At 42.8% G+C, this 20,962-nt stretch carries 16 protein-coding genes; 14 read left to right on the forward strand and 2 right to left on the reverse strand.

Annotation, left to right across the window (positions count from 1 at the left end; translation table 11 throughout):
• The coding region (locus H5181_RS20615; protein WP_220491836.1) for a hypothetical protein at positions 1 to 289 on the reverse strand (289 nt) is incomplete at its 3' end.
• A 4-nt stretch (positions 290 to 293) separates the two neighbouring features.
• On the reverse strand, positions 294 to 1,601 hold the full coding sequence (locus tag H5181_RS18785; RefSeq protein ID WP_011638460.1) for an FAD-binding oxidoreductase: 1,308 nt from the start codon (positions 1,599 to 1,601) through the stop codon (positions 294 to 296).
• A 233-nt stretch (positions 1,602 to 1,834) separates the two neighbouring features.
• Here H5181_RS18785 and H5181_RS18790 point away from each other — a divergent pair, with 233 nt between their 5' ends.
• From H5181_RS18790 to H5181_RS18855, 14 genes are all read left to right on the forward strand, one after another.
• On the forward strand, positions 1,835 to 2,383 hold the full coding sequence (locus tag H5181_RS18790) for a cupin domain-containing protein (RefSeq protein ID WP_011638459.1): 549 nt from the start codon (positions 1,835 to 1,837) through the stop codon (positions 2,381 to 2,383).
• A gap of 444 nt (positions 2,384 to 2,827) precedes the next feature.
• Positions 2,828 to 3,592 carry a gamma-glutamyl-gamma-aminobutyrate hydrolase family protein gene (locus H5181_RS18795; protein ID WP_182751764.1) on the forward strand — a complete coding sequence of 255 codons (765 nt, stop codon included), beginning with the start codon at positions 2,828 to 2,830 and terminating at the stop codon, positions 3,590 to 3,592.
• 2 nt (positions 3,593 to 3,594) lie between these two features.
• Positions 3,595 to 4,950, forward strand: coding sequence for a glutamine synthetase family protein (locus tag H5181_RS18800; protein ID WP_011638457.1), 1,356 nt, complete (start codon positions 3,595 to 3,597; stop codon positions 4,948 to 4,950).
• A gap of 97 nt (positions 4,951 to 5,047) precedes the next feature.
• Positions 5,048 to 6,448, forward strand: coding sequence for an aspartate aminotransferase family protein (locus H5181_RS18805; protein ID WP_182751765.1), 1,401 nt, complete (start codon positions 5,048 to 5,050; stop codon positions 6,446 to 6,448).
• Positions 6,449 to 6,706: 258 nt separating this feature from the next.
• Positions 6,707 to 7,807: a polyamine ABC transporter substrate-binding protein gene (locus H5181_RS18810; protein ID WP_102036138.1), complete on the forward strand. Its 1,101-nt coding sequence runs from the start codon at positions 6,707 to 6,709 to the stop codon at positions 7,805 to 7,807.
• A 159-nt stretch (positions 7,808 to 7,966) separates the two neighbouring features.
• The gene (potA, locus tag H5181_RS18815; protein WP_011638454.1) at positions 7,967 to 9,103 is read left to right on the forward strand and encodes a polyamine ABC transporter ATP-binding protein; all 1,137 of its coding nucleotides are present in this window, start codon (positions 7,967 to 7,969) and stop codon (positions 9,101 to 9,103) included.
• The gene (locus H5181_RS18820; RefSeq protein WP_182751766.1) at positions 9,100 to 9,999 is read left to right on the forward strand and encodes an ABC transporter permease subunit; all 900 of its coding nucleotides are present in this window, start codon (positions 9,100 to 9,102) and stop codon (positions 9,997 to 9,999) included. The genes potA and H5181_RS18820 overlap by 4 nt, the downstream gene beginning before the upstream one ends.
• Positions 9,996 to 10,811: an ABC transporter permease subunit gene (locus tag H5181_RS18825; protein WP_011638452.1), complete on the forward strand. Its 816-nt coding sequence runs from the start codon at positions 9,996 to 9,998 to the stop codon at positions 10,809 to 10,811. Before H5181_RS18820 ends, H5181_RS18825 begins: the two co-directional genes overlap by 4 nt.
• A gap of 207 nt (positions 10,812 to 11,018) precedes the next feature.
• Complete coding sequence (locus H5181_RS18830; protein ID WP_182751767.1) at positions 11,019 to 12,305, forward strand: FAD-binding oxidoreductase; 1,287 nt, start codon at positions 11,019 to 11,021, stop codon at positions 12,303 to 12,305.
• 85 nt (positions 12,306 to 12,390) lie between these two features.
• Positions 12,391 to 13,839 (forward strand): NADP-dependent succinate-semialdehyde dehydrogenase, encoded by a 1,449-nt coding sequence (gene gabD, locus H5181_RS18835; protein WP_182751768.1) that lies wholly within the window; start codon positions 12,391 to 12,393, stop codon positions 13,837 to 13,839.
• An 11-nt stretch (positions 13,840 to 13,850) separates the two neighbouring features.
• Positions 13,851 to 15,125, forward strand: a complete 1,275-nt coding sequence (gene gabT / locus H5181_RS18840) for a 4-aminobutyrate--2-oxoglutarate transaminase (RefSeq protein WP_011638449.1) — start codon at positions 13,851 to 13,853, stop codon at positions 15,123 to 15,125.
• A gap of 133 nt (positions 15,126 to 15,258) precedes the next feature.
• The gene (locus H5181_RS18845) at positions 15,259 to 17,376 is read left to right on the forward strand and encodes a methyl-accepting chemotaxis protein (protein WP_182751769.1); all 2,118 of its coding nucleotides are present in this window, start codon (positions 15,259 to 15,261) and stop codon (positions 17,374 to 17,376) included.
• 649 nt (positions 17,377 to 18,025) lie between these two features.
• Positions 18,026 to 20,143, forward strand: a complete 2,118-nt coding sequence (locus H5181_RS18850) for a methyl-accepting chemotaxis protein (RefSeq protein ID WP_182751770.1) — start codon at positions 18,026 to 18,028, stop codon at positions 20,141 to 20,143.
• A 94-nt stretch (positions 20,144 to 20,237) separates the two neighbouring features.
• Positions 20,238 to 20,897 (forward strand): RluA family pseudouridine synthase, encoded by a 660-nt coding sequence (locus H5181_RS18855; RefSeq protein WP_182751771.1) that lies wholly within the window; start codon positions 20,238 to 20,240, stop codon positions 20,895 to 20,897.
• The last annotated feature ends 65 nt before the right edge of the window (positions 20,898 to 20,962 follow it).

Here is a 20,962-nt window from a genome sequence, read left to right on the forward strand (position 1 = left end):
GGCGACCTTTTCGCTGTTTGAAAATGTTGCGGGGCGGCTGGGAGTTCCAAGAGGGAACAGCCGTTGGTTTCCTCTTGGTCTGGTGTGGGTGAAGCGCCACGACGTTAGTGGCCGCAGGCCATAAAGTACAAAAGTACAAAGCAAAAATAACACCTGGATTCCGGCTCAAGAGCATTGCCGGAATGACGCCATATTTGGCCTGTGCAGGGCGAAGCGCCACGACGTTAGTGGCCGTAGGCCATAAAAAGATGTAAAGGTTGACCCCTTTGCCAACCCACAGCAAATCCATCAACCTATAGCAAATCCTTCATCCTATGATAAAACATTCCAGCTGCAAGCAATGGCGATCGCAACATTGGTCCGCCTGGGAAGGTCATGTGTTTAATGTCATTAAACACATCAATACGTTGTGATTGCTGACTAATGGCTTCAGCAATTAATCTTGCTGCCATATGCGTAGCATTTACCCCATGTCCGGCATAGGCTTGAGCAAAGTAGATGTTGGCTGCATCAGGTAAACGGCCTATTTGCGGCATGCGGTTGGCGCCGATACCCATCATGCCGCCCCATTCATAATCAATTTTGATACCTTTTAATTGCGGGAACACTTTTTCAAGATTAGGTCTTAATTCGGCTTCAATATCTTTTGGGTCTTTACCAGAATAAGTACATAAACCACCAAACAATAAACGGCGGTCTGCTGATAAATGGAAATAGTCTAACGCCACGCGCATATCGGCAAATGCCATGTTTTGCGGGATGATACTGGCACATTGTTGCTCAGTTAATGGCTCTGTAGCTAATAAATAAGTACCAGTAGGTAGCACTTTCCCGCCAAGGAAAGGGCTTAATTTATTGCCGATATAACCATTACCTGCCATGACTAGATAGTCACAAGTTACTTCGCCTTCAGCGGTAATGACTTTGGGTTTAGTGCCTTTAATGATTTTTTCTGCGGCGCTGTATTCAAATAATTGTGCGCCAAGTTCGCGGGCGACACGCGCTTCGCCTAGGGCTAAGTTAAGCGGGTGTAAATGTCCGCTGCCCATATCGACCAAGGCGCCTTGATAAAAGTCTGAACCGATAACTTCACCAATTTGTGAACGATCAAGCAGCTTGATTGATTTTTGATAACCTTGGTCTTGCAGATCTTGAAATTCTGCTGCTAAATCATCCATGTGCCGTGGCTTTACGGCTAAATCACAATAACCCATGTGTAAGTCGCAATCGATTTTGTGCTCGGCAATGCGCTCGGTGACAATATCAACCGCTTCAAAACCCATTTGTTGAATCGATTTTACACCTTCATCACCAATTTCATTTCGAAATTGGCTCGCGTCATGGCCGATCCCACGGATAAGTTCACCACCATTTCGGCCAGATGCGCCCCAGCCAATACGTTTAGCTTCGAGCAATGCAACACTGTAACCGCGTTGTCTGAGTTCAATAGCGGTATTAATCCCGCTAAATCCACCGCCGACAATACACACATCGACAGTAATGTTTTCGGTTAGCTTGGGATGCTGATAAAGCTCTTTGGCGGTCGCAACATAAAAGGAGTCTGGGTAGTGTTGGCTATGAATTGGGGATTTATGCGACATAAAAGCTCCAAGCTATTGATTATAATTGTAATAATAACTTTAAAATGAATAGTTAGATGCAATGTAAGCCATCTATGGTGTGCATTTTATTTAACACTTATTTGGTGTAAAATACAATTGCTTTGATTTAAGTAAGTTATCATGCTTAATGAATACAAATTTTTGGTAAAGTGTTAATAATCTGCAACACTTTAACAGCAGGATATTGGTCAACATTTACTAGGAGAACGAATTTGGATATTGGTACAAGCCTAAAAGCTGTTCGTAAATTGAAAGGATTATCTCAACGTGAGTTAGCCAAGCGTGCAGGGGTTACCAACAGTACAATTTCAATGATTGAGAAAAATAGTGTTAGCCCATCAGTGAGTTCACTTAAAAAGGTACTCGCAGGGATCCCGATGTCCTTAGTCGATTTTTTCTCTATTGATGATGGCTCTATCGGTGACCAAAAAGTGGTTTATCGAGGTAATGAGTTACTGGACATCGGTACTGGCGAATTAGTCTACAAGCTTATTGGTCGTGATTACCCAAACCGTGCGATGTCGGTAATGAGTGAAACATATCCTGTCAATGCTGATACTGGCGCTGAAATGCTGCAACATAAGGGTGAGGAAGGTGGCATCATTATAGAAGGCAAGCTTGAGCTTACTGTTGGCGAAGAGGTTTTTATCCTCGAAAAAGGCGACAGTTACTATTTTAATAGTGAACAACCTCATCGATTTCGTAACCCATTTGATGAACCTTGCAAGCTCACTAGCGCGACTACGCCAGCTGATTTTTAATCATTTCTCATCTCATTTATGTCTGCTTATATCCAATGATTTTATTCAGGGAATAAGGCAAGGTAATCAATCAACCTTGCTATTCCCGCCCCCTAAAAAGATTACCATTTGCTCTATTTTAGCTGTTGTCGTGTAACTTCCTAGCATGAGATTATTGGTTTGTGTAAAGAATATTAAGCAATAAATTCCCTTTTTTTGTGCATTGCCTCCCCATTTTGGCGCATTTTTTAGTGAAATCTAATTAAAGTAACTCGGAATATATTTTTATGTATTACGGTTAATTTAAAGTTACTAGTATGTTTTTAAAGTGTTTTAATTTATTTTCATTAAAAGTTGTTTTTATCATCAGTTATCCTCTTGCCTAGCTAAAAAAATCCGTGTAGTGTGTGAAAAAATGAACACGTAAAACAATAAGTTCATCACATTCTTTGCTAAAGGTGAGATATGTCTCTGTCAGGTCTTCCCCTCATCGGGGTAGTAGCGTGCAATCAGCAAATTGGTCTTCATCCATTTAACATAGTGGGTGAAAAATATTTATTGAGTGTGGTTAATGGCGCTAAAGGATTCCCCTTAGTTATCCCATCACTTGGCGTCGATGCGCCAATTGAAGCTATTCTTGCTCGTCTCGACGGTATCCTTTTTACGGGTTCACCATCGAATGTTGAACCTCTTCATTACCAAGGTCCTGCTAGTGAGCATGGAACCCATCATGATCCTAAGCGTGACGCAATAACTTTACCGCTGATAAAAGCCGCAATTGATGCCGGGATCCCTGTATTAGGTATTTGCCGTGGTTTTCAAGAAATGAACGTAGTGTACGGTGGCAGTTTGTACCAGAAACTACACGAAGTAGGCACGTATATTGAACATCGTGAAGATAAGAAAGCCCCATTAGATGTGCAATATGGTATTTCGCATCCAGTTAACCTGGTTGCTGGCGGGCTCCTTCACGATGCATGGGGCTGTGACACAGCAGAGGTTAACTCTGTTCATACTCAAGGCGTGGAGCGTCTAGGTGAGGGGTTACAGCCAGAAGCATTCGCTCCAGACGGATTAGTAGAAGCATTTTCTGTTAAAAATGCTAAAAATTTTGCATTAGGAGTCCAATGGCATCCAGAATGGAAAGTAACCGAAAATGCATTCTACACTGCAATTTTCGAAGCATTCGGACAAGCCTGTAGACAACATGCGGCAACACAAGTGAGATAAAAATGGATAAGTTAATCGCTTTTTTAAAAGACAAAAAAATTACCGAAGTAGAATGTGTTATCAGTGATATGACTGGTATAGCACGTGGCAAAATTGCTCCAGTAGATAAGTTTGTATCAGAAAAAGGCATGCGTTTACCTGAGAGCGTGCTATTGCAAACAGTCACTGGAGATTTCATTGATGATGAGGTTTATTATCAACTTCTCGATGATGCCGATATCGATTTTGTCTGTGTTCCAGACGAAAATGCCGTGTTTATGTTGCCATGGACTGTTGAAGCTACCGCGCAGGTTATTCACGATTGTTATGATCGTATGGGTAACCCAATTGAATTGTCACCGCGTAATGTGTTGAAGAAAGTACTTAAGCTTTATGAAGATAAAGGTTGGGAACCCGTTATTGCTCCAGAAATGGAATTTTATCTGACTAAACGTTCTGACGATCATGATTTACCACTTAAACCACCTATTGGTCGCTCTGGTCGTCCTGAAGCTGGCCGTCAGTCTTTCTCTATCGATGCTGCTAACGAATACGATCCTCTGTTTGAAGACATGTATGACTGGTGTGAAATCCAAGGGTTAGATATTGATACCTTGATCCATGAAGATGGTCCTGCACAAATGGAGATTAACTTCAGCCATGGTAATGCATTGTCATTAGCCGATCAGGTGTTCATTTTTAAACGCACATTGAAAGAAGCCGCATTAAAGCATGATGTGTGTGCCACCTTTATGGCTAAGCCCGTTACTGATGAGCCTGGCAGCGCGATGCACATTCACCAGAGCGTACTGGATATTAAAACCGGTAAAAACATTTTCACCAAAGACGATGGCACTCAAAGTAAATTATTCCTCAGCTATATTGCTGGCTTACAACAGTATATTCCTGAATTGCTACCGTTAATGGCGCCAAGTGCTAACTCTTTCCGTCGCTTCTTACCGGGGACTTCTGCACCTGTAAACTTGGAATGGGGCGTGGAAAACCGTACTTGTGGCTTGCGTATTCCTGAATCATCACCACAAAATCGCCGTATCGAAAACCGTATTCCGGGGGCCGACGCTAACTGTTACCTCGCAATCGCGGCCAGTTTGTTATGTGGTTATATCGGTATGGTTGACGACTTAAAACCTTCGACACCTGTGACAGGTAAGTCGAACGAAAGCCGTACTAATAACGAAAACTGCTTACCGTTGACCTTAGAAGAAGCCTTAGTGGCGATGCAAAGCAGCGATGCTTGTATTGAGTATTTAGGTCAATCTTTTACCACTGGTTTTGTGGCGGTAAAACAAGCTGAACTTGAAAACTTTAGACGCGTTGTGAGTTCGTGGGAACGTGAGTTTTTATTACTAACGGTGTAATGATGGTTGGGCGCGTTGGCCTACATTATTAATGTATGTGGATAACAACAGATAGCAAATACCAACGGATTTGCTATCTGTTTGAAAGGATACCTGTATGACAAACCCATTATCGACAGATGCGATGAGCCAGCAGCACAAGCTTGAGCGTCTACAAGCTGCAGACAAACAGCATTTTATTCACCCATTTACCGATTCAAAGGGGTTAGCCGTAAAGGGCACTCGGGTGATAGAACGGGCTGAGGGAGTGTATCTGTGGGATGTAATGGGTCATAAACTGCTAGATGGCATGGCAGGCTTATGGTGTGTCAACGTGGGCTATGGTCGGCAGTCAATTGTGGATGCTGTCAGCAAGCAAATGCAAAAACTGCCTTTTTATAATAGTTTTTTCCAATGTTCTCATCCTCCAGCGATTGAATTAGCGCAAAAAATTGCTTCCCTTGCCCCTGCGCGCATGAACAATGTGTTTTTTACTGGGTCTGGCTCTGAGTCAAACGACACCAACTTACGCATGGTACGACGTTACTGGGATTTAAAAGGCAAACCAAGCAAGAAAACCATTATCAGTCGGGTTAATGCTTATCATGGTTCTACTGTCGCGGGTGCCAGTTTAGGTGGTATGTCGGGCATGCATGAACAAGGTGATTTACCTATTCCTGGCGTAGTGCATATTGCGCAACCTTATTGGTATGCCGAAGGTAAAGATTTATCCCCAGAAGAATTTGGTTTGAAAACTGCGCAAGCGCTTGAAGCCAAAATTATAGAGCTTGGCGAAGACAACGTTGCTGCTTTTATTGCCGAACCTTTTCAAGGTGCAGGTGGGGTGATTATTCCTCCATCAACTTACTGGCCTGAAATAAAAAGAATTTTAGCCAAATACGATATTTTATTTATTCTTGATGAAGTGATCAGCGGTTTTGGGCGCACCGGAAAGTGGTTTGCGGCTGAGTATTTTGATTTGCAGCCCGACCTTATCACCATCGCCAAAGGCATGACATCGGGTTATGTGCCAATGGGTGGGGTGATTGTGTCAGACAAAGTGGCTGAGGTTATTAAGCAAGACTGCGGTGAATTTACCCACGGTTTTACTTATTCCGGTCATCCAGTTGCCGCAGCTGCTGCATTAGAAAATATTCGTATTATTGAACAAGAAAAATTAGTTGAACGTGTGGCTAATGATACCTCGCCGTATTTACAGTCGCGCTTACAACAATTGGCCGAACATCCATTAGTGGGTGAGGTGCGCGGCGTGGGTTTAGTTGCGGCCATCGAGTTAGTTAAAGATAAATCGTTACGACAACGGTTTGATGCCAACGTCGGCGTTGGAACATATTGCCGCGATGCGTGTATCACCCATGGTTTGGTGATGCGCTCCGTTGGCGACACTATGATTATTTCACCGCCATTGACCATTAGTCATGCTGAGATTGACGAGTTAGTTGCGAAAGCAACGCAGGCGTTAAATGATACTTATCAACACGTAAAAAACATGGGATGACGTCCCGTTACTGAATGATTATTGCAATATAGTGATTTTTTAACCAATTGCATTTCCACGATCTAGTAATCGGAAATGTTTTTGATAAAATTCGCGCTGAAGGAAACAAGTAATGTCGCGTTAACCATACCGATGCATAGTTAAGTTGTAGCATTGGATAATTTCTTTTATTAAAAAGAAGATTTTACACGCTGGTAAGACCTAGCGAAAAAAACGAATGTCAGTACCATTCTGACCATTATCCAACAGGGAGAAAGTATGAAGCTATCAAACAAACTATCCACATTGGCCTTAATTACTGCGGGTGTGTTTTCAAGCACCGCTATTCAGGCTCAGGAAGTGGTTAAAATGTACAACTGGTCGGATTATATTGCCGAAGATACCTTAGCCAATTTTGAGAAAGAAACCGGGATTCATGTCATTTATGACGTGTTTGACAGTAATGAAGTACTTGAAGCGAAATTGCTTTCTGGCCATAGCGGTTATGACATTGTTGTTCCGTCGAATCACTTTTTAGCTAAGCAAGTTAAAGCGGGGGCATTTCAAAAGCTCGATCGCGCTAAGTTGACTAATTATGCCAACTTAAAGCCTGATTTAATGAAACAGCTACAAAAAGCTGATCCGGCCAATGAGCACGCAATTCCGTATTTATGGGGCACTAACGGTATTGGATATAATATCGAAAAAGTGAAAGCCGTATTGGGTGAAGATGCGCCATTTGATTCTTTAGAGCTTATCTTTAACCCTAAGTATGCTGAAAAGATTGGCTCATGTGGTTTCTCGATGCTTGATTCTGCCGACGACATGTTGCCTCAAGCTCTGATTTACTTAGGCTTAGATCCAAACAGTAAAAATGCTGCTGATTATGAAAAAGCCGCCGAAGTTCTGGAAAAAGTGCGTCCTTACGTTACTTACTTCCATTCATCACGCTATATTTCTGACTTAGCTAACGGTGATATCTGTGTCGCGTTTGGTTTCTCTGGTGACGTATTCCAGGCTGCTGCACGTGCTGATGAAGCCGGCAACGGTAATAAGATTGGCTATTCTATTCCAAAAGAAGGCGCCAACTTATGGTTTGATATGTTAGCCATCCCACAAGATGCCACTAACGTAGATAACGCCCATAAACTGATTAACTATTTACTTCGCCCTGAAGTGATAGCACCTATCAGTAACTATGTTGCTTACGCTAACCCTAACGTTCCAGCACAAGCCTTAGTTGACGAAGCTATTCGTAACGACCCAGCCATTTACCCACCACAGTCGGTAATTGATAAGTTGTACATTGGCGATATTCGTCCATTAAAAATTCAACGTGTAGTAACGCGTGCATGGACCAAAGTGAAGTCAGGTCAATAACCTAACTCACTAGCACTCAGGGCGAGCCCTCTCGCCCTGTTTTTATAGCAGTATTGATGTATTTATTGGCTAATTTTGCCACTTTAACAGATTGTTACGTGTGCCCAAAAACAGGCTGTTCTGTTGCGGTACGCATACTCCAAAAGGCGGAGCAGTATTATGGTAAACACCTCGAGCGTCACTAATAAACCAACCACAAAGACGCAAGATAAAGTGCTGCTCAAAATTGAGCGTGTCAGCAAACTTTTCGATGATGTGCGCGCAGTAGACGACGTTTCGTTAACCATTAACCGTGGTGAAATATTTGCACTACTGGGTGGTTCAGGTTCAGGTAAATCAACCTTGTTACGCATGCTCGCGGGTTTTGAAAAGCCAACAGAAGGGCGTATTTTTCTTGATGGTGTCGACATTACTGATATGCCACCGTACGAACGCCCTATTAATATGATGTTCCAATCGTATGCTTTATTTCCGCACATGACGGTTGAACAGAATATCGCTTTTGGATTGAAACAAGACAAAATGCCGAAGGCTGATATTGCTGTGCGGGTTAAAGAAATGCTTAAACTGGTGCACATGGACAAATACGGTAAACGTAAACCGCATCAGTTATCCGGTGGTCAACGTCAGCGTGTCGCCTTAGCTCGTTCGTTAGCAAAGCGGCCTAAATTATTATTACTTGATGAGCCAATGGGCGCATTAGATAAAAAGCTGCGTACTCAAATGCAGTTAGAAGTGGTCGATATTTTAGAAGCCGTAGGTGTTACCTGCGTGATGGTAACCCATGACCAAGAAGAAGCCATGACCATGGCCGGACGTATTTCGATTATGCATGAAGGTTGGATAGCCCAAACAGGCAGCCCAATGGATATTTATGAGTCGCCAGCGAGTCGCATGGTTGCAGAGTTTATTGGTACGGTTAATTTATTTGAAGGTGAAATTATTGAAGATGAAGTTGACCACGCGATTATTAAATCGCCGACTTTATCGCAGCAGTTTTACATTGGCCACGGTATTTCAACCAGTCTAGAAAACAAAAATGTATTCTTGGCCCTACGACCAGAAAAAACCATTATTACCCGCCAAAAGCCTGAAAGTGAATATAACTGGGCTCACGGCGTAGTGCATGACATTGCCTACCTTGGTGGTTTGTCGGTGTATTACATTAAGTTAAAAAACAACCAAATTGTTCAATGCTCAATGATTAACCGTGAACGCCGCGCCGATCACCCAACGTGGGAAGACGAGGTTTACATCAGTTGGGAAGACACCAGCGGGGTTGTATTAAACTCATGAAGAATCCATTGAAAATATTCAAAGGCCGACATCTCACCATGGGTATCCCTTACCTATGGTTGTTACTGTTTTTTGCCTTACCGTTCGCCATTGTATTAAAGCTGAGCTTTTCGACTGCTGCGATTGCGATTCCACCGTACGAGCCAACGTTTAATTATGTTGATGAGGCGCTAAATATATTCGTTAATCTGGGTAACTATTTATTATTACTGCAAGATTCAATGTATTACATGGCGTACTTAACCTCATTGAAAATGGCCTTTGTTGCCACACTTGGCTGTTTGGTGCTTGGTTTTCCGATGGCTTACGCCATTGCCCGCGCCCCCGTAAAAATGCAGGCGGTATTGCTGTTACTGGTGATGTTGCCGTCGTGGACCTCATTTTTGATCCGTGTATACGCATGGATGGGTATTTTAAGTAACAACGGTTTAATTAATAACGCCTTGACTTGGTTAGGGGTTACTTCTGAACCAATCCAAATGCTGAATACTAATTTTGCAGTATATATCGGTATCATTTACGCTTATTTGCCGTTTATGATTTTACCGCTTTACGCCACCCTAGTTAAATTGGATTTAAGCTTACTAGAAGCCGCTTCCGATTTAGGCTCTAGCAGTATCAATACTTTCTGGAAAATTACTCTGCCATTATCAATGGGCGGTGTAATCGCTGGCTCTATGTTGGTCTTTATCCCTGCCGTGGGTGAGTTTGTTATTCCTGAACTGCTTGGTGGTCCAGACTCATTAATGATTGGTAAGGTGTTGTGGCAAGAGTTCTTTAATAACCGCGACTGGCCAGTAGCTTCATCATTAGCGATTGTGATGCTAGCGTTATTGATTATCCCAATTACTTTGTTCCACCGTTATCAGTCACGCAGCATGGAGAGCGACGTATGAAGAACTTAAGTTTCTCTAAAGTGATGTTGTGGGTTGGGTTGATATTTTTATATGCGCCAATGCTTATTTTGGTCATCTATTCATTTAACGACTCAAAACTGGTTACCGTGTGGGGAGGTTTTTCGCCTAAATGGTATGGCGAGCTATTTCAGGACCAGCAGATATTAAATGCAGTCTGGACTAGTTTACGCATCGCCTTTTACAGCTCCACCATGGCAGTGATTATTGGAACGATGGCAGCGTTTGTGATGACCCGTTTTAGACGCTCATGGGCTAAGTTAACCTTGTCTAACATGATCACCGCACCTTTGGTTATGCCAGAAGTTATCACTGGTTTGTCGTTGTTACTGTTATTTGTACAAATGTCAGAAACCTTTGGCTGGCCCACTGAGCGCGGCATGTTTACGGTATGGATTGCCCACTCTACTTTCTGTGCAGCTTATGTAGCGGTGGTCGTGTCGTCAAGACTGCGTGAACTGGATTTGTCGATAGAAGAAGCGGCGATGGACTTAGGTGCAACGCGATTAAAAACCTTCTTTTTAATCACCATACCAATGATAGCGCCATCACTCATTGCCGGTTGGTTGTTATCATTTAGCTTGTCGTTAGATGACTTAGTGATTGCCAGCTTTACCTCTGGCCCTGGTTCTACAACCTTGCCTATGGTGGTATTTTCGTCAGTTCGCTTAGGGGTTTCACCTAAGATTAACGCACTCGCGACAATTATTATTTTAGCGGTATCTTTAGTGGCTTTCTTGTCTTGGTATTTTGCCCGCAGAGCAGAGAAAAAAGCTAAAATTGCGATGGAATAACAACACTCAATAAACACAATGTAAAAGCCATGCTGATGTCAGTGTGGCTTTTTATTTTCGGTAATCTATTTGCTATATTCTGTTGACACGGGTGTTTAATATATTCGACAAAGTGTCAAAAATTACGCGATTAATGCTAGTTTTTAAATTTGCATAAGTGTAGGATGAGTGAGTTGAATTACGTTTTGAACCTTTAAAGGAAGCGCTATGTCCGCCACACCTCATGCTAGTTCATATTATGCTGCATCGGCTAATGATAAAGTCGAACGTCCTCGCTTAGAATCTACAATTGAAACAGATGTTTGTGTTATTGGCGCGGGCTATACAGGGTTGTCTTCTGCGTTACATTTATTAGAAAGCGGCATGAAAGTTGTGGTGCTTGAAGCGGCCAGAATTGGCTGGGGAGCATCTGGTCGAAATGGCGGTCAAATTGTCAATTCGTTTAGTCGCGACATTGATTCGATTGAAGGTGTTGTCGGCAAAGAACAAGCCAAGCTATTTGGTCAAATGGCGTTTGAAGGTGGTCAGATTATTCGTGACCGTATTGCCAAATACAACATTGATTGCGACTTAAAAGATGGCGGTGTGTTTGCCGCCATGAATGCCAAGCAAATGGGCCATTTACAGAGTCAAAAATCATTATGGGAAGCTCATGGTCATAACAACCAGTTAGAGTTACTCGACCAGAATGGCATTCGCAACGTGGTTAATACCGATTTATATGTCGGTGGTTTACTCGATAAAAGCGGTGGCCATATTCATCCTCTCAACCTTGCATTAGGTGAAGCTCGTGCGGTGGAATCACTTGGTGGACTGATTTTTGAAGATTCAGCAGTTATTAAAGTGGATGACGGTGCGTCACCGGTTGTGCACACTGCTCATGGCCAGGTTAAGTGTAAATTTGTGGTGGTGGCTGGTAATGCTTATTTAGGCAAATTGCTGCCAGAGCTACAAGCTAAATCAATGCCTTGTGGTACTCAAGTGATTACCACTGAACCATTGTCAGATGAAATGGCTGCGAGTCTATTACCGCAAGACTATTGCGTTGAAGACTGTAACTACCTATTAGATTATTACCGCCTTACTGGTGATAAACGCCTTATTTTTGGTGGCGGCGTGGTTTATGGTGCTCGCGATCCGGCCAACGTTGAAGCCTTGATTATGCCTAAACTATTAAAGACTTTCCCGCAGTTAAAAGGGATTAAAGTTGACTATGCTTGGACCGGTAACTTTTTAATGACGTTATCGCGTCTGCCGCAAGTGGGTCGTATTGGGGATAATATTTATTACTCACAAGGCTGTAGCGGTCATGGGGTTACCTATACTCATTTAGCAGGTAAGTTAATTGCCGAAATGCTTAATGGCCAAGCCACACGTTTTGATGCCTTTGCCGCATTACCACATTATCCATTTCCTGGCGGGCACGCACTTAGAGTGCCATTTAGTGCCTTAGGTGCGTGGTATTACACGTTACGTGACAAGTTTGGCATATAGTCATCAGTTGATTACCAGCTGGCTGTTAACTAATTGATTAATCAATGATTAACTGAGTTTTATTAGGATTTAGTAGGAGCGCATTGTGATTTTAAATGATCCAAGCTTATTGCATGAACAATGTTATATCGATGGCCTATGGGTGGGTGCTAACAGCGGCGAAACGGTTGCTATAGCTAACCCTGCTACCCAAGACATCATCGGTAATGTGCCTGTTATGGGCAAAGCAGAAACCGAAGCAGCTATTACGGCAGCCAATAATGCCTTACCTGCATGGCGCGCGCTGACTGCCAAAGAACGTAGCCAAAAGTTACGCCGTTGGTTTGAGCTAATGCATGAAAATGCTGAAGACCTAGCGTTGATGATGACGACCGAGCAAGGTAAACCGCTGGCAGAATCAAGAGGTGAAGTAACCTATGCCGCCTCGTTTATCGAATGGTTTGCTGAGGAAGCTAAGCGTATTTATGGTGATACCATTCCTGGTCATCAAGCAGATAAAAGACTGACTGTTATTAAACAACCTGTTGGTGTGACTGCGGCGATTACCCCGTGGAATTTCCCTGCTGCGATGATCACCCGTAAAGCGGGGCCTGCACTAGCAGCCGGTTGTACTATGGTCGTTAAACCTGCGCCGCAAACTCCATTTACCGCATTAGCGTTAGCTGAGCTTGCACATCGTGCGGGTATTCCTGCTGGCGTGTTTAGTGTTATCACTGGAGATGCGATTGCGATTGGTAATGCTTTATGTGAAAGCCCTATTGTGCGTAAGTTATCATTTACCGGCTCAACTGCGGTAGGGATTAAGTTAATGGAGCAATGTGCTCCAACCCTAAAAAAACTGTCATTGGAATTAGGTGGTAATGCACCGTTTATTGTTTTTAATGATGCCGATATTGATGCCGCCGTTGATGGCGCAATGATTGCTAAATACCGCAATGCCGGTCAAACCTGTGTGTGTGCCAACCGTATTTATGTTCAAGCTGGTGTGTATGAGCAGTTCACGCAAAAGTTCGCAGCTGCAGTTGCTAAACTAAATGTAGGTAATGGTGTTGATGACGGTGTGACTACTGGGCCATTAATTAATGCCGATGCAGTGACCAAAGTACAACGTCATTTAGCCGATGCGGTTGCTAAAGGCGCAAGTATCGTCACTGGCGGTAAAGCACATAGTTTAGGCGGTTTTTTCTTTGAACCAACCATTTTACGTGACGTTGATAAATCGATGTTAGTTGCCAAAGAAGAGACTTTTGGCCCATTAGCACCGCTATTCAAATTCGACTCAGTAGATGATGTGATTAAACAAGCTAACGACACTGAGTTTGGTTTAGCCGCTTACTTTTATGGCCGTGATATTTCACTGGTGTACAAAGTAGCAGAAGCACTTGAATACGGTATGGTGGGCGTTAACACGGGATTAATCTCAACAGAAGTGGCGCCATTTGGTGGTATTAAATCGTCTGGATTAGGCCGCGAAGGTTCTAAGTTTGGTATCGATGAATACCTTGAAATGAAATATATCTGCATGTCAGTTTAAGAGAGCGGGCTATGACTAAAACAAATGATGGACTAATGGCTCGTCGCCAAGCGGCAGTGGCTCAAGGTGTTGGACAAATACACCCAATCTTTACTGAACGTGCTGAAAACGCCACTGTATGGGATGTTGAAGGTCGTGAATATATCGACTTTGCCGGTGGTATTGCGGTACTCAATACTGGCCATTTGCACCCTAAAGTTAAAGCGGCTGTGGCAGCGCAGCTAGATGCATTTTCTCACACATGTTTTATGGTGTTGGGTTACGAAAGTTACATTGCGGTATGTGAAAAACTTAACCATTTAGTGCCAGGCGATTTTGCTAAAAAAACCGCCTTATTTACCAGTGGTTCTGAAGCGGTCGAAAACGCAGTTAAAGTAGCCCGTGCTTATACAAAACGAGCAGGCGTTATCGCATTTACCTCTGGCTATCATGGTCGAACCATTGCTGCGCTAGCATTAACTGGCAAAGTCGCACCGTACAGTAAAGGCATGGGCTTAATGTCTGCCAACGTGTTCCGCGCTGAATTTCCTTGTGAAATGCATGGCGTGTCTGAAGATGATGCTATGGCATCAATTGAACGTATTTTTAAGAATGATGCCGAGCCTGCAGATATTGCTGCAATTATATTAGAACCTGTGCAAGGCGAGGGTGGCTTTTATGCCGTTACGCCATCATTTATGAAGCGCTTACGTGAATTGTGCGACAACCATGGCATTGTGTTAATTGCGGACGAAGTACAAACCGGCGCTGGTCGTACTGGTACTTTCTTTGCGATGGAGCAAATGGGTGTAGCCGCAGACATTACTACCTTTGCCAAGTCTATAGCCGGTGGTTTTCCACTGTCGGGTATTACCGGTAAAGCAGAAGTCATGGATGCAGTAACCGCAGGTGGTTTAGGTGGCACTTATGGTGGCAGCCCGATTGCTTGTGCTGCTGCGTTAGCGGTTATTGAAGTGTTTGAAGAAGAGCAGTTATTAACTCGCGCTAATGAAGTCGGTAATCGGCTTAAATCGGCATTAACGGATATGCAGGCTAAGTATTCGCAAATTGCTGATGTACGTGGATTGGGTGCAATGATCGCCATAGAGTTAATGGAAGATGGTGAACCTGCTCCGCAGTACAGCGGTAAGATTTTAACTGAAGCACGTAACCGCGGGCTGATTTTATTGTCTTGTGGCACCTACGGTAACGTGATTAGAGTGCTGGTGCCATTAACTGCGCCAGATGCACAAATTGATACTGGTCTTGCGATTATGGATTCGACATTTCAGGCAGTGTTTAAATAACGGCTCTTTTTGTCAAAATAATCAATAAAATCCCGTTTTTACGGGATTTTTTATGTCTCACTCATACTTAATCTTTAAAGCTGACTACACTTTATTGTATCTGAAATTAATACTAAAGCGGGAGCTCAATTGAATGAAGGCATTATCCATTAAGTCAAAGTTGTTATGGATCACCTCGGCGTTATTTGTTGCCACAGTAATTACACTCTCTTTAAGTTTATGGCTAGGGTTAAAAGGTAAGAATAGCAGCTTGGCTGCAGAGGTTGAGGTTGCTTTACAGCAAGAGATTAATGACAAACTTTCAGCAAGAGCAGGTGAGTATGGTGAACGTATTGCTGGATTTATCAATGAGGCTTATAGAATTCCCTTTTCGTTTGCAGGCTTACTTGAGCAAACTTCAAAAAAAGATCCTCTAAGTCGTGATCGAATGGAGTTGTCTTTAGCCGCAATATTGCAAAAAAATAACATAATATCATCGATGTATGCGCAATTTGAGCCCAATGGTTACGATGGACTTGATAGTAGTTACTTTCAAGGTAGCAGTCACAGTGTACCGAATGTAGGCACATTAGAAATTTACTATACCCGTAATGGTGATGGCACAGTAGAACAGAATCAAGTTGATGAGGCAGCTGAAAAATACATTACCACGTTAAATGAGTTTGGCGTTCGCGAAGCTGAGTGGTATTTGTGCGCTAAAGACACTAAAAAGTCGTGTTTAATGGAACCGTATTTATATGAGATCACTCCGGGAAACACTGCATTAATGACTTCGTTAACCGTGCCCGTTATCGTCGACAATCAATTTAAAGGTCTTGTTGGCGTTGATATTAACTTGCCAATTTTTCAAACCATGATCATGCAATTATCTAAAAGCTTATACGGTGGGCAAGCCAAGGTGACCTTGGTGAGCCAGAAAGGTTTTGTGGTAGCAGCTAGCCATTATAAAAAGTTTGCGCGACCTTTTAGCGAATCTGTAGGGCCAGAGTTAGCCAAAAAACTGTTAGCCTTAGACAGTTCTTCGGATTTTGTTAATGAACCTACCAGCATTGCCGTGGCATATCCTATTAATATCCCAATTGCTGATGCCACTTGGTCCTTGATTATTGAAGTGCCGAAAACCCAAGCGTTTATGGCGGTTGATAATATGAATACTGCCATGACTGATATGGCGATGTCTCTGGGCAGTTTGCTATTAACTATTGGTATTATTGTTACAGTCATAGCGGTGCTTATTATTAGCTTGGTCATTCGTAGTATTATTTCTCCACTTAATATGATCCAAGCTCGCGTCGAAAACCTTGCCAGTGCTGAAGGCGATTTAACTCAAGCGATAGAAGTCGATGCCCATGCGGAATTGATTGCACTAGGCAGCGGTATTAATGCCTTCATTGCTAAGTTACGTCATCTTATTTCCGAGCTTAAAATTCTTGCCGACCGTTCACAACAAGAAAGTATAAAATCGGCAGACATTGCTAAGCACACTCGCGAAAGTGTTAATCGCCAATATGGTGAAATTGAAAGTGTGGTAACAGCAGTTAATCAAATGAGCGCCACCGCGCTTGAAGTGGCTAAAGCCTCTGAGCAAACGGCAATGGAAACCGAGTCAATGACGGTCAATGTGAAAGACGGTCAGTCGCGGTTAACTCAAGCGATGGTATTTGTTGAAGGCGTCTCGGGTGATTCAGCACAAGCTCAACAAGCGGTAGGTATGGTGTCGCAAAGCAGCGCCAATATTAGCCGCATTTTAGAGGTGATTAGCTCTATTGCTGAGCAAACTAACCTATTAGCGTTAAACGCAGCTATTGAAGCTGCCAGAGCGGGAGAACAAGGTCGAGGTTTTGCTGTTGTTGCTGATGAGGTGAGAACGCTAGCGTCTCGAACTCAAACGTCGACGAATGAAATCAGTACCTTGATTGAGTCGTTACAAAAAGAAGTTAAAAATGCCTCGAGCATTATTGATAAAGGCGCCCAAGGTGCACAAAAAGCGGTTGAGCAAACTCAGCTAGCATTACAATCACTGAATGCCATCGTTGAACAAATTAACCAAGTGTCAGGCCAAGTGACCCACATTGCGACAGCCGCGGAAGAACAAAGCGCAGTAACCGAAGAGGTAAATCGTAATATTACGGGTATTTCAGACTCAGCTGCTGAGTTATCACAGTTGGCTGACAGTGCTCAGCAGAGCAGTGACAGCTTAGCTGATTTAGTTCAACAGCAGCATCAACAATTGGGACGATTACGAACCTAACCTTGTTTTAGCTAAGCGCAAACAGGATGAAAGGTGGCTAACAAGCCACCTTTTTTATTACTATTACCGCGTAGATTGTTACTGATAATATCAATTACATAAATTAACACGTCAGCTTTATTCACAGCTTAGGGTGATAATAGAATCAGCTTTCTGGATCGCAATAAATCAATTCCATGTCATTGATCACCGCTCAACAATATCATCATCTCTACTAAAACAGTGATTGGCTTTGTTTCTGCCAACCATTATCGAACCATCGCAGCGCTAGCACTAACTGATAAATATCACCGTAAAATAAAGGCTCTATTGTCTATCAACATGTTTGAGTTGAATTCCCCGGTGAAATCCATGGAGTGTCTGAAGATGATGCTACGGAATCAATTAATGTTTTCTATGAATGATGCTGAGTCTGCTGATATTGCACGATTATTTAAACTGGTGCTATGTGATGGAGACGCTGTTACAACATCATTTATGATGTAATTACCTGAATTATGTGACAACGACTGCAGTGTATGGATTGCTGACAAAGTACAATCTGGTGAATGGCGAACAGGTACTTTTATGTATTAAACACACTTAAATTGTAAAGCTGATTACATTTTATTGTATTTGAAAGCGAATACAAAAGCGGGAGCTCAATTGAATGAAGGCATTATCCATTAAGTCAAAGTTGTTATGGATCACTTCGAGTTTGTTTATTGTTACAGTGATTACACTGTCTTTAAGTTTATGGGGTAGTTTAAAAGATAAAAACGCCACTTTAGCAACAGAAATCGAAGTCGCACTAAAACAAGAAATTAACGATAAACTTTCAGCAAGAGCGGGTGAATATGGTGAACGTGTTGCAGGGTTTATTAATGAAGCGTACAGAATTCCATATTTATTTGCAGGCTTGTTGGAGCAAACTTCACGAAAAAAGCCGTTAAATCGTGATGCGGTAGAAGTGTCATCGGCGGCGGTTATACAAAAAAACAGTCAAGTGTCAGCAATATACGTCCAATTTGAACCCAACGGCTATGATGGTCTAGATGATAATTATCTTCAAGGAGCAAGTCACAGTGTGCCGAATGTGGGCACATTAGAAATTTACTACACCCGTAATAATGATGGCACAGTTGAACAAGTACAAGTTGATGAGGCCGCTGAAAAATACATTACCACGTTAAATGAGTTTGGCGTTCGCGAAGCCGAGTGGTATTTGTGTGCCAAAGACAGTAAAAAGTCGTGCTTAATGGAACCGTATTTGTACGAGATCACTCCTGGTAATACCGCATTAATGACTTCGTTAACCGTGCCCGTTATCGTCGACAATCAATTTAAAGGTTTAGTTGGCGTTGATATTAACTTGCCGATATTCCAAACCATGATCATGCAATTATCTAAAAGTTTATATGGTGGACAAGCCAAGGTTACCTTGGTGAGCCAGAAAGGTTTTGTGGTAGCAGCTAGCCATTATAAAAAATTTGCGCGACCTTTTAGCGAATCTGTAGGGCCAGAGTTAGCCAAAAAATTGTTAGCTTTAGACAGTTCTTCGGGGTTTGTGAATGAACCGACCAGTATTGCTGTGGCATATCCAATTAATATCCCTATTGCTGATGCCACTTGGTCCTTGATTATTGAAGTGCCGAAAACCCAAGCGTTTATGGCGGTTGATAATATGAATACCGCCATGAATGACATGGCGATGTCTCTGGGCAGCTTGCTATTAACCATCGGTATTATTGTCACGGTTATCGCGGTGCTTATTATCAGTTTGGTTATTCGTAGCATTATTGCACCGCTTAATATGATCCAAGCTCGCGTTGAAAACCTTGCCAGCGCTGAAGGCGATTTAACTCAAGCGATAGAAGTCGATGCCCATGCGGAATTAATTGCATTAGGCAGCGGTATTAATGCCTTCATTGCTAAATTACGGCATCTCATTTCTGAGCTTAAAATTCTTGCCGACCGTTCACAACAAGAAAGTATAAAATCGGCAGACATTGCTAAGCACACTCGCGAAAGTGTTAATCGCCAATATGGTGAAATTGAAAGTGTGGTCACTGCAGTTAATCAAATGAGTGCTACCGCACTTGAAGTGGCTAAAGCTTCTGAGCAAACGGCAATGGAAACAGAGTCAATGACGGTCAATGTGAAAGACGGTCAGTCGCGATTAACTCAAGCAATGGTATTTGTTGAGGGAGTCTCGGGTGATTCTGCACAAGCTCAGCAAGCGGTAGGTATGGTGTCGCAAAGCAGCGCCAATATTAGCCGTATTTTAGAGGTTATTAGTTCTATTGCTGAGCAAACTAACCTATTAGCGTTAAACGCAGCTATTGAGGCGGCCAGAGCGGGAGAACAAGGTCGAGGCTTTGCTGTTGTTGCTGATGAAGTAAGAACGCTAGCGTCTCGAACTCAAACGTCGACTAATGAAATTAGTACCTTGATTGAGTCGTTACAAAAAGAAGTTAAAAATGCCTCGAGCATTATTGATAAAGGTGCCCAAGGTGCACAAAAAGCGGTTGAGCAAACTCAGCTAGCATTACAATCACTGAATGCCATCGTTGAACAAATTAACCAAGTGTCAGATCAAGTGACCCACATTGCGACCGCAGCGGAAGAGCAAAGCGCAGTAACCGAAGAGGTAAATCGTAATATTACGGGTATTTCTGACTCAGCTGCTGAGTTATCACAGTTGGCTGACAGTGCTCAGCAGAGCAGTGACAGCTTAGCTGATTTAGTTCAGCAGCAGCATCAACAATTGGGGCGATTACGAACCTAACACGGTTTTAGCTTAGCGCGAACAGGATGAAAGGTGGCTTACAAGCCACCTTTTCTATTATTATTCCAGCTTAGACAGTTACCACTAAGATATTATGGCTGAATTTATTGCTCCACCCTGCGATGGCAACATTGAGGTTTTATACCAAGATGAACATTTGTTGTTGATTAATAAACCGACGGGATTATTAAGTCTTTCGGGTAAGAATCCATTAAACAAAGATTCAGTACATTATCGTTTAGTGCAAGACTACCCTTCGGCAACGTTAGTGCACCGTCTCGACTTAGGCACTTCGGGTATTATGTTGGTGGCGCTAAACAAAGGGATTAATGGTTTATTGACTAAACAATTTCAGCTACGAACTGTCTCAAAAACCTATACTGCAGTGTTATACGGTGATTTAGTTGAGCAACATGGTGACATTGAATTACCGATCGCCAAAGATAGCGATAACTTCCCGTTAATGAAAATTTGCCAACAAACTGGCAAGCCTGCGCACAGTCAATATCAAGTGATTGAACGGCATCAACAGAGGCTATCAACGCGGGTGACCTTTACCCCGATTACAGGCCGAACTCATCAGCTACGCATACACAGCCTGCAAATAGGCCATCCTATTTTAGGTTGTGACTTATACCGCAATGAGTATTCGCAAGCGATGTCGGACCGATTAATGCTGCATGCCACTTCATTATCGTTCACCCATCCTGTAACAGAACAACGAATTGATTTTGTTTGCCCAAGCCCATTTTAATCATTTCTATCAATAAACTAATGTTAGCATGGTGAAAACTGATGCATAATCAATCTATTATTTAT

The sequence above is a fragment of the Shewanella sp. SG44-2 genome (genome assembly GCF_014164215.1).
GTDB classification, from domain to species: Bacteria; Pseudomonadota; Gammaproteobacteria; order Enterobacterales; family Shewanellaceae; genus Shewanella; species Shewanella frigidimarina.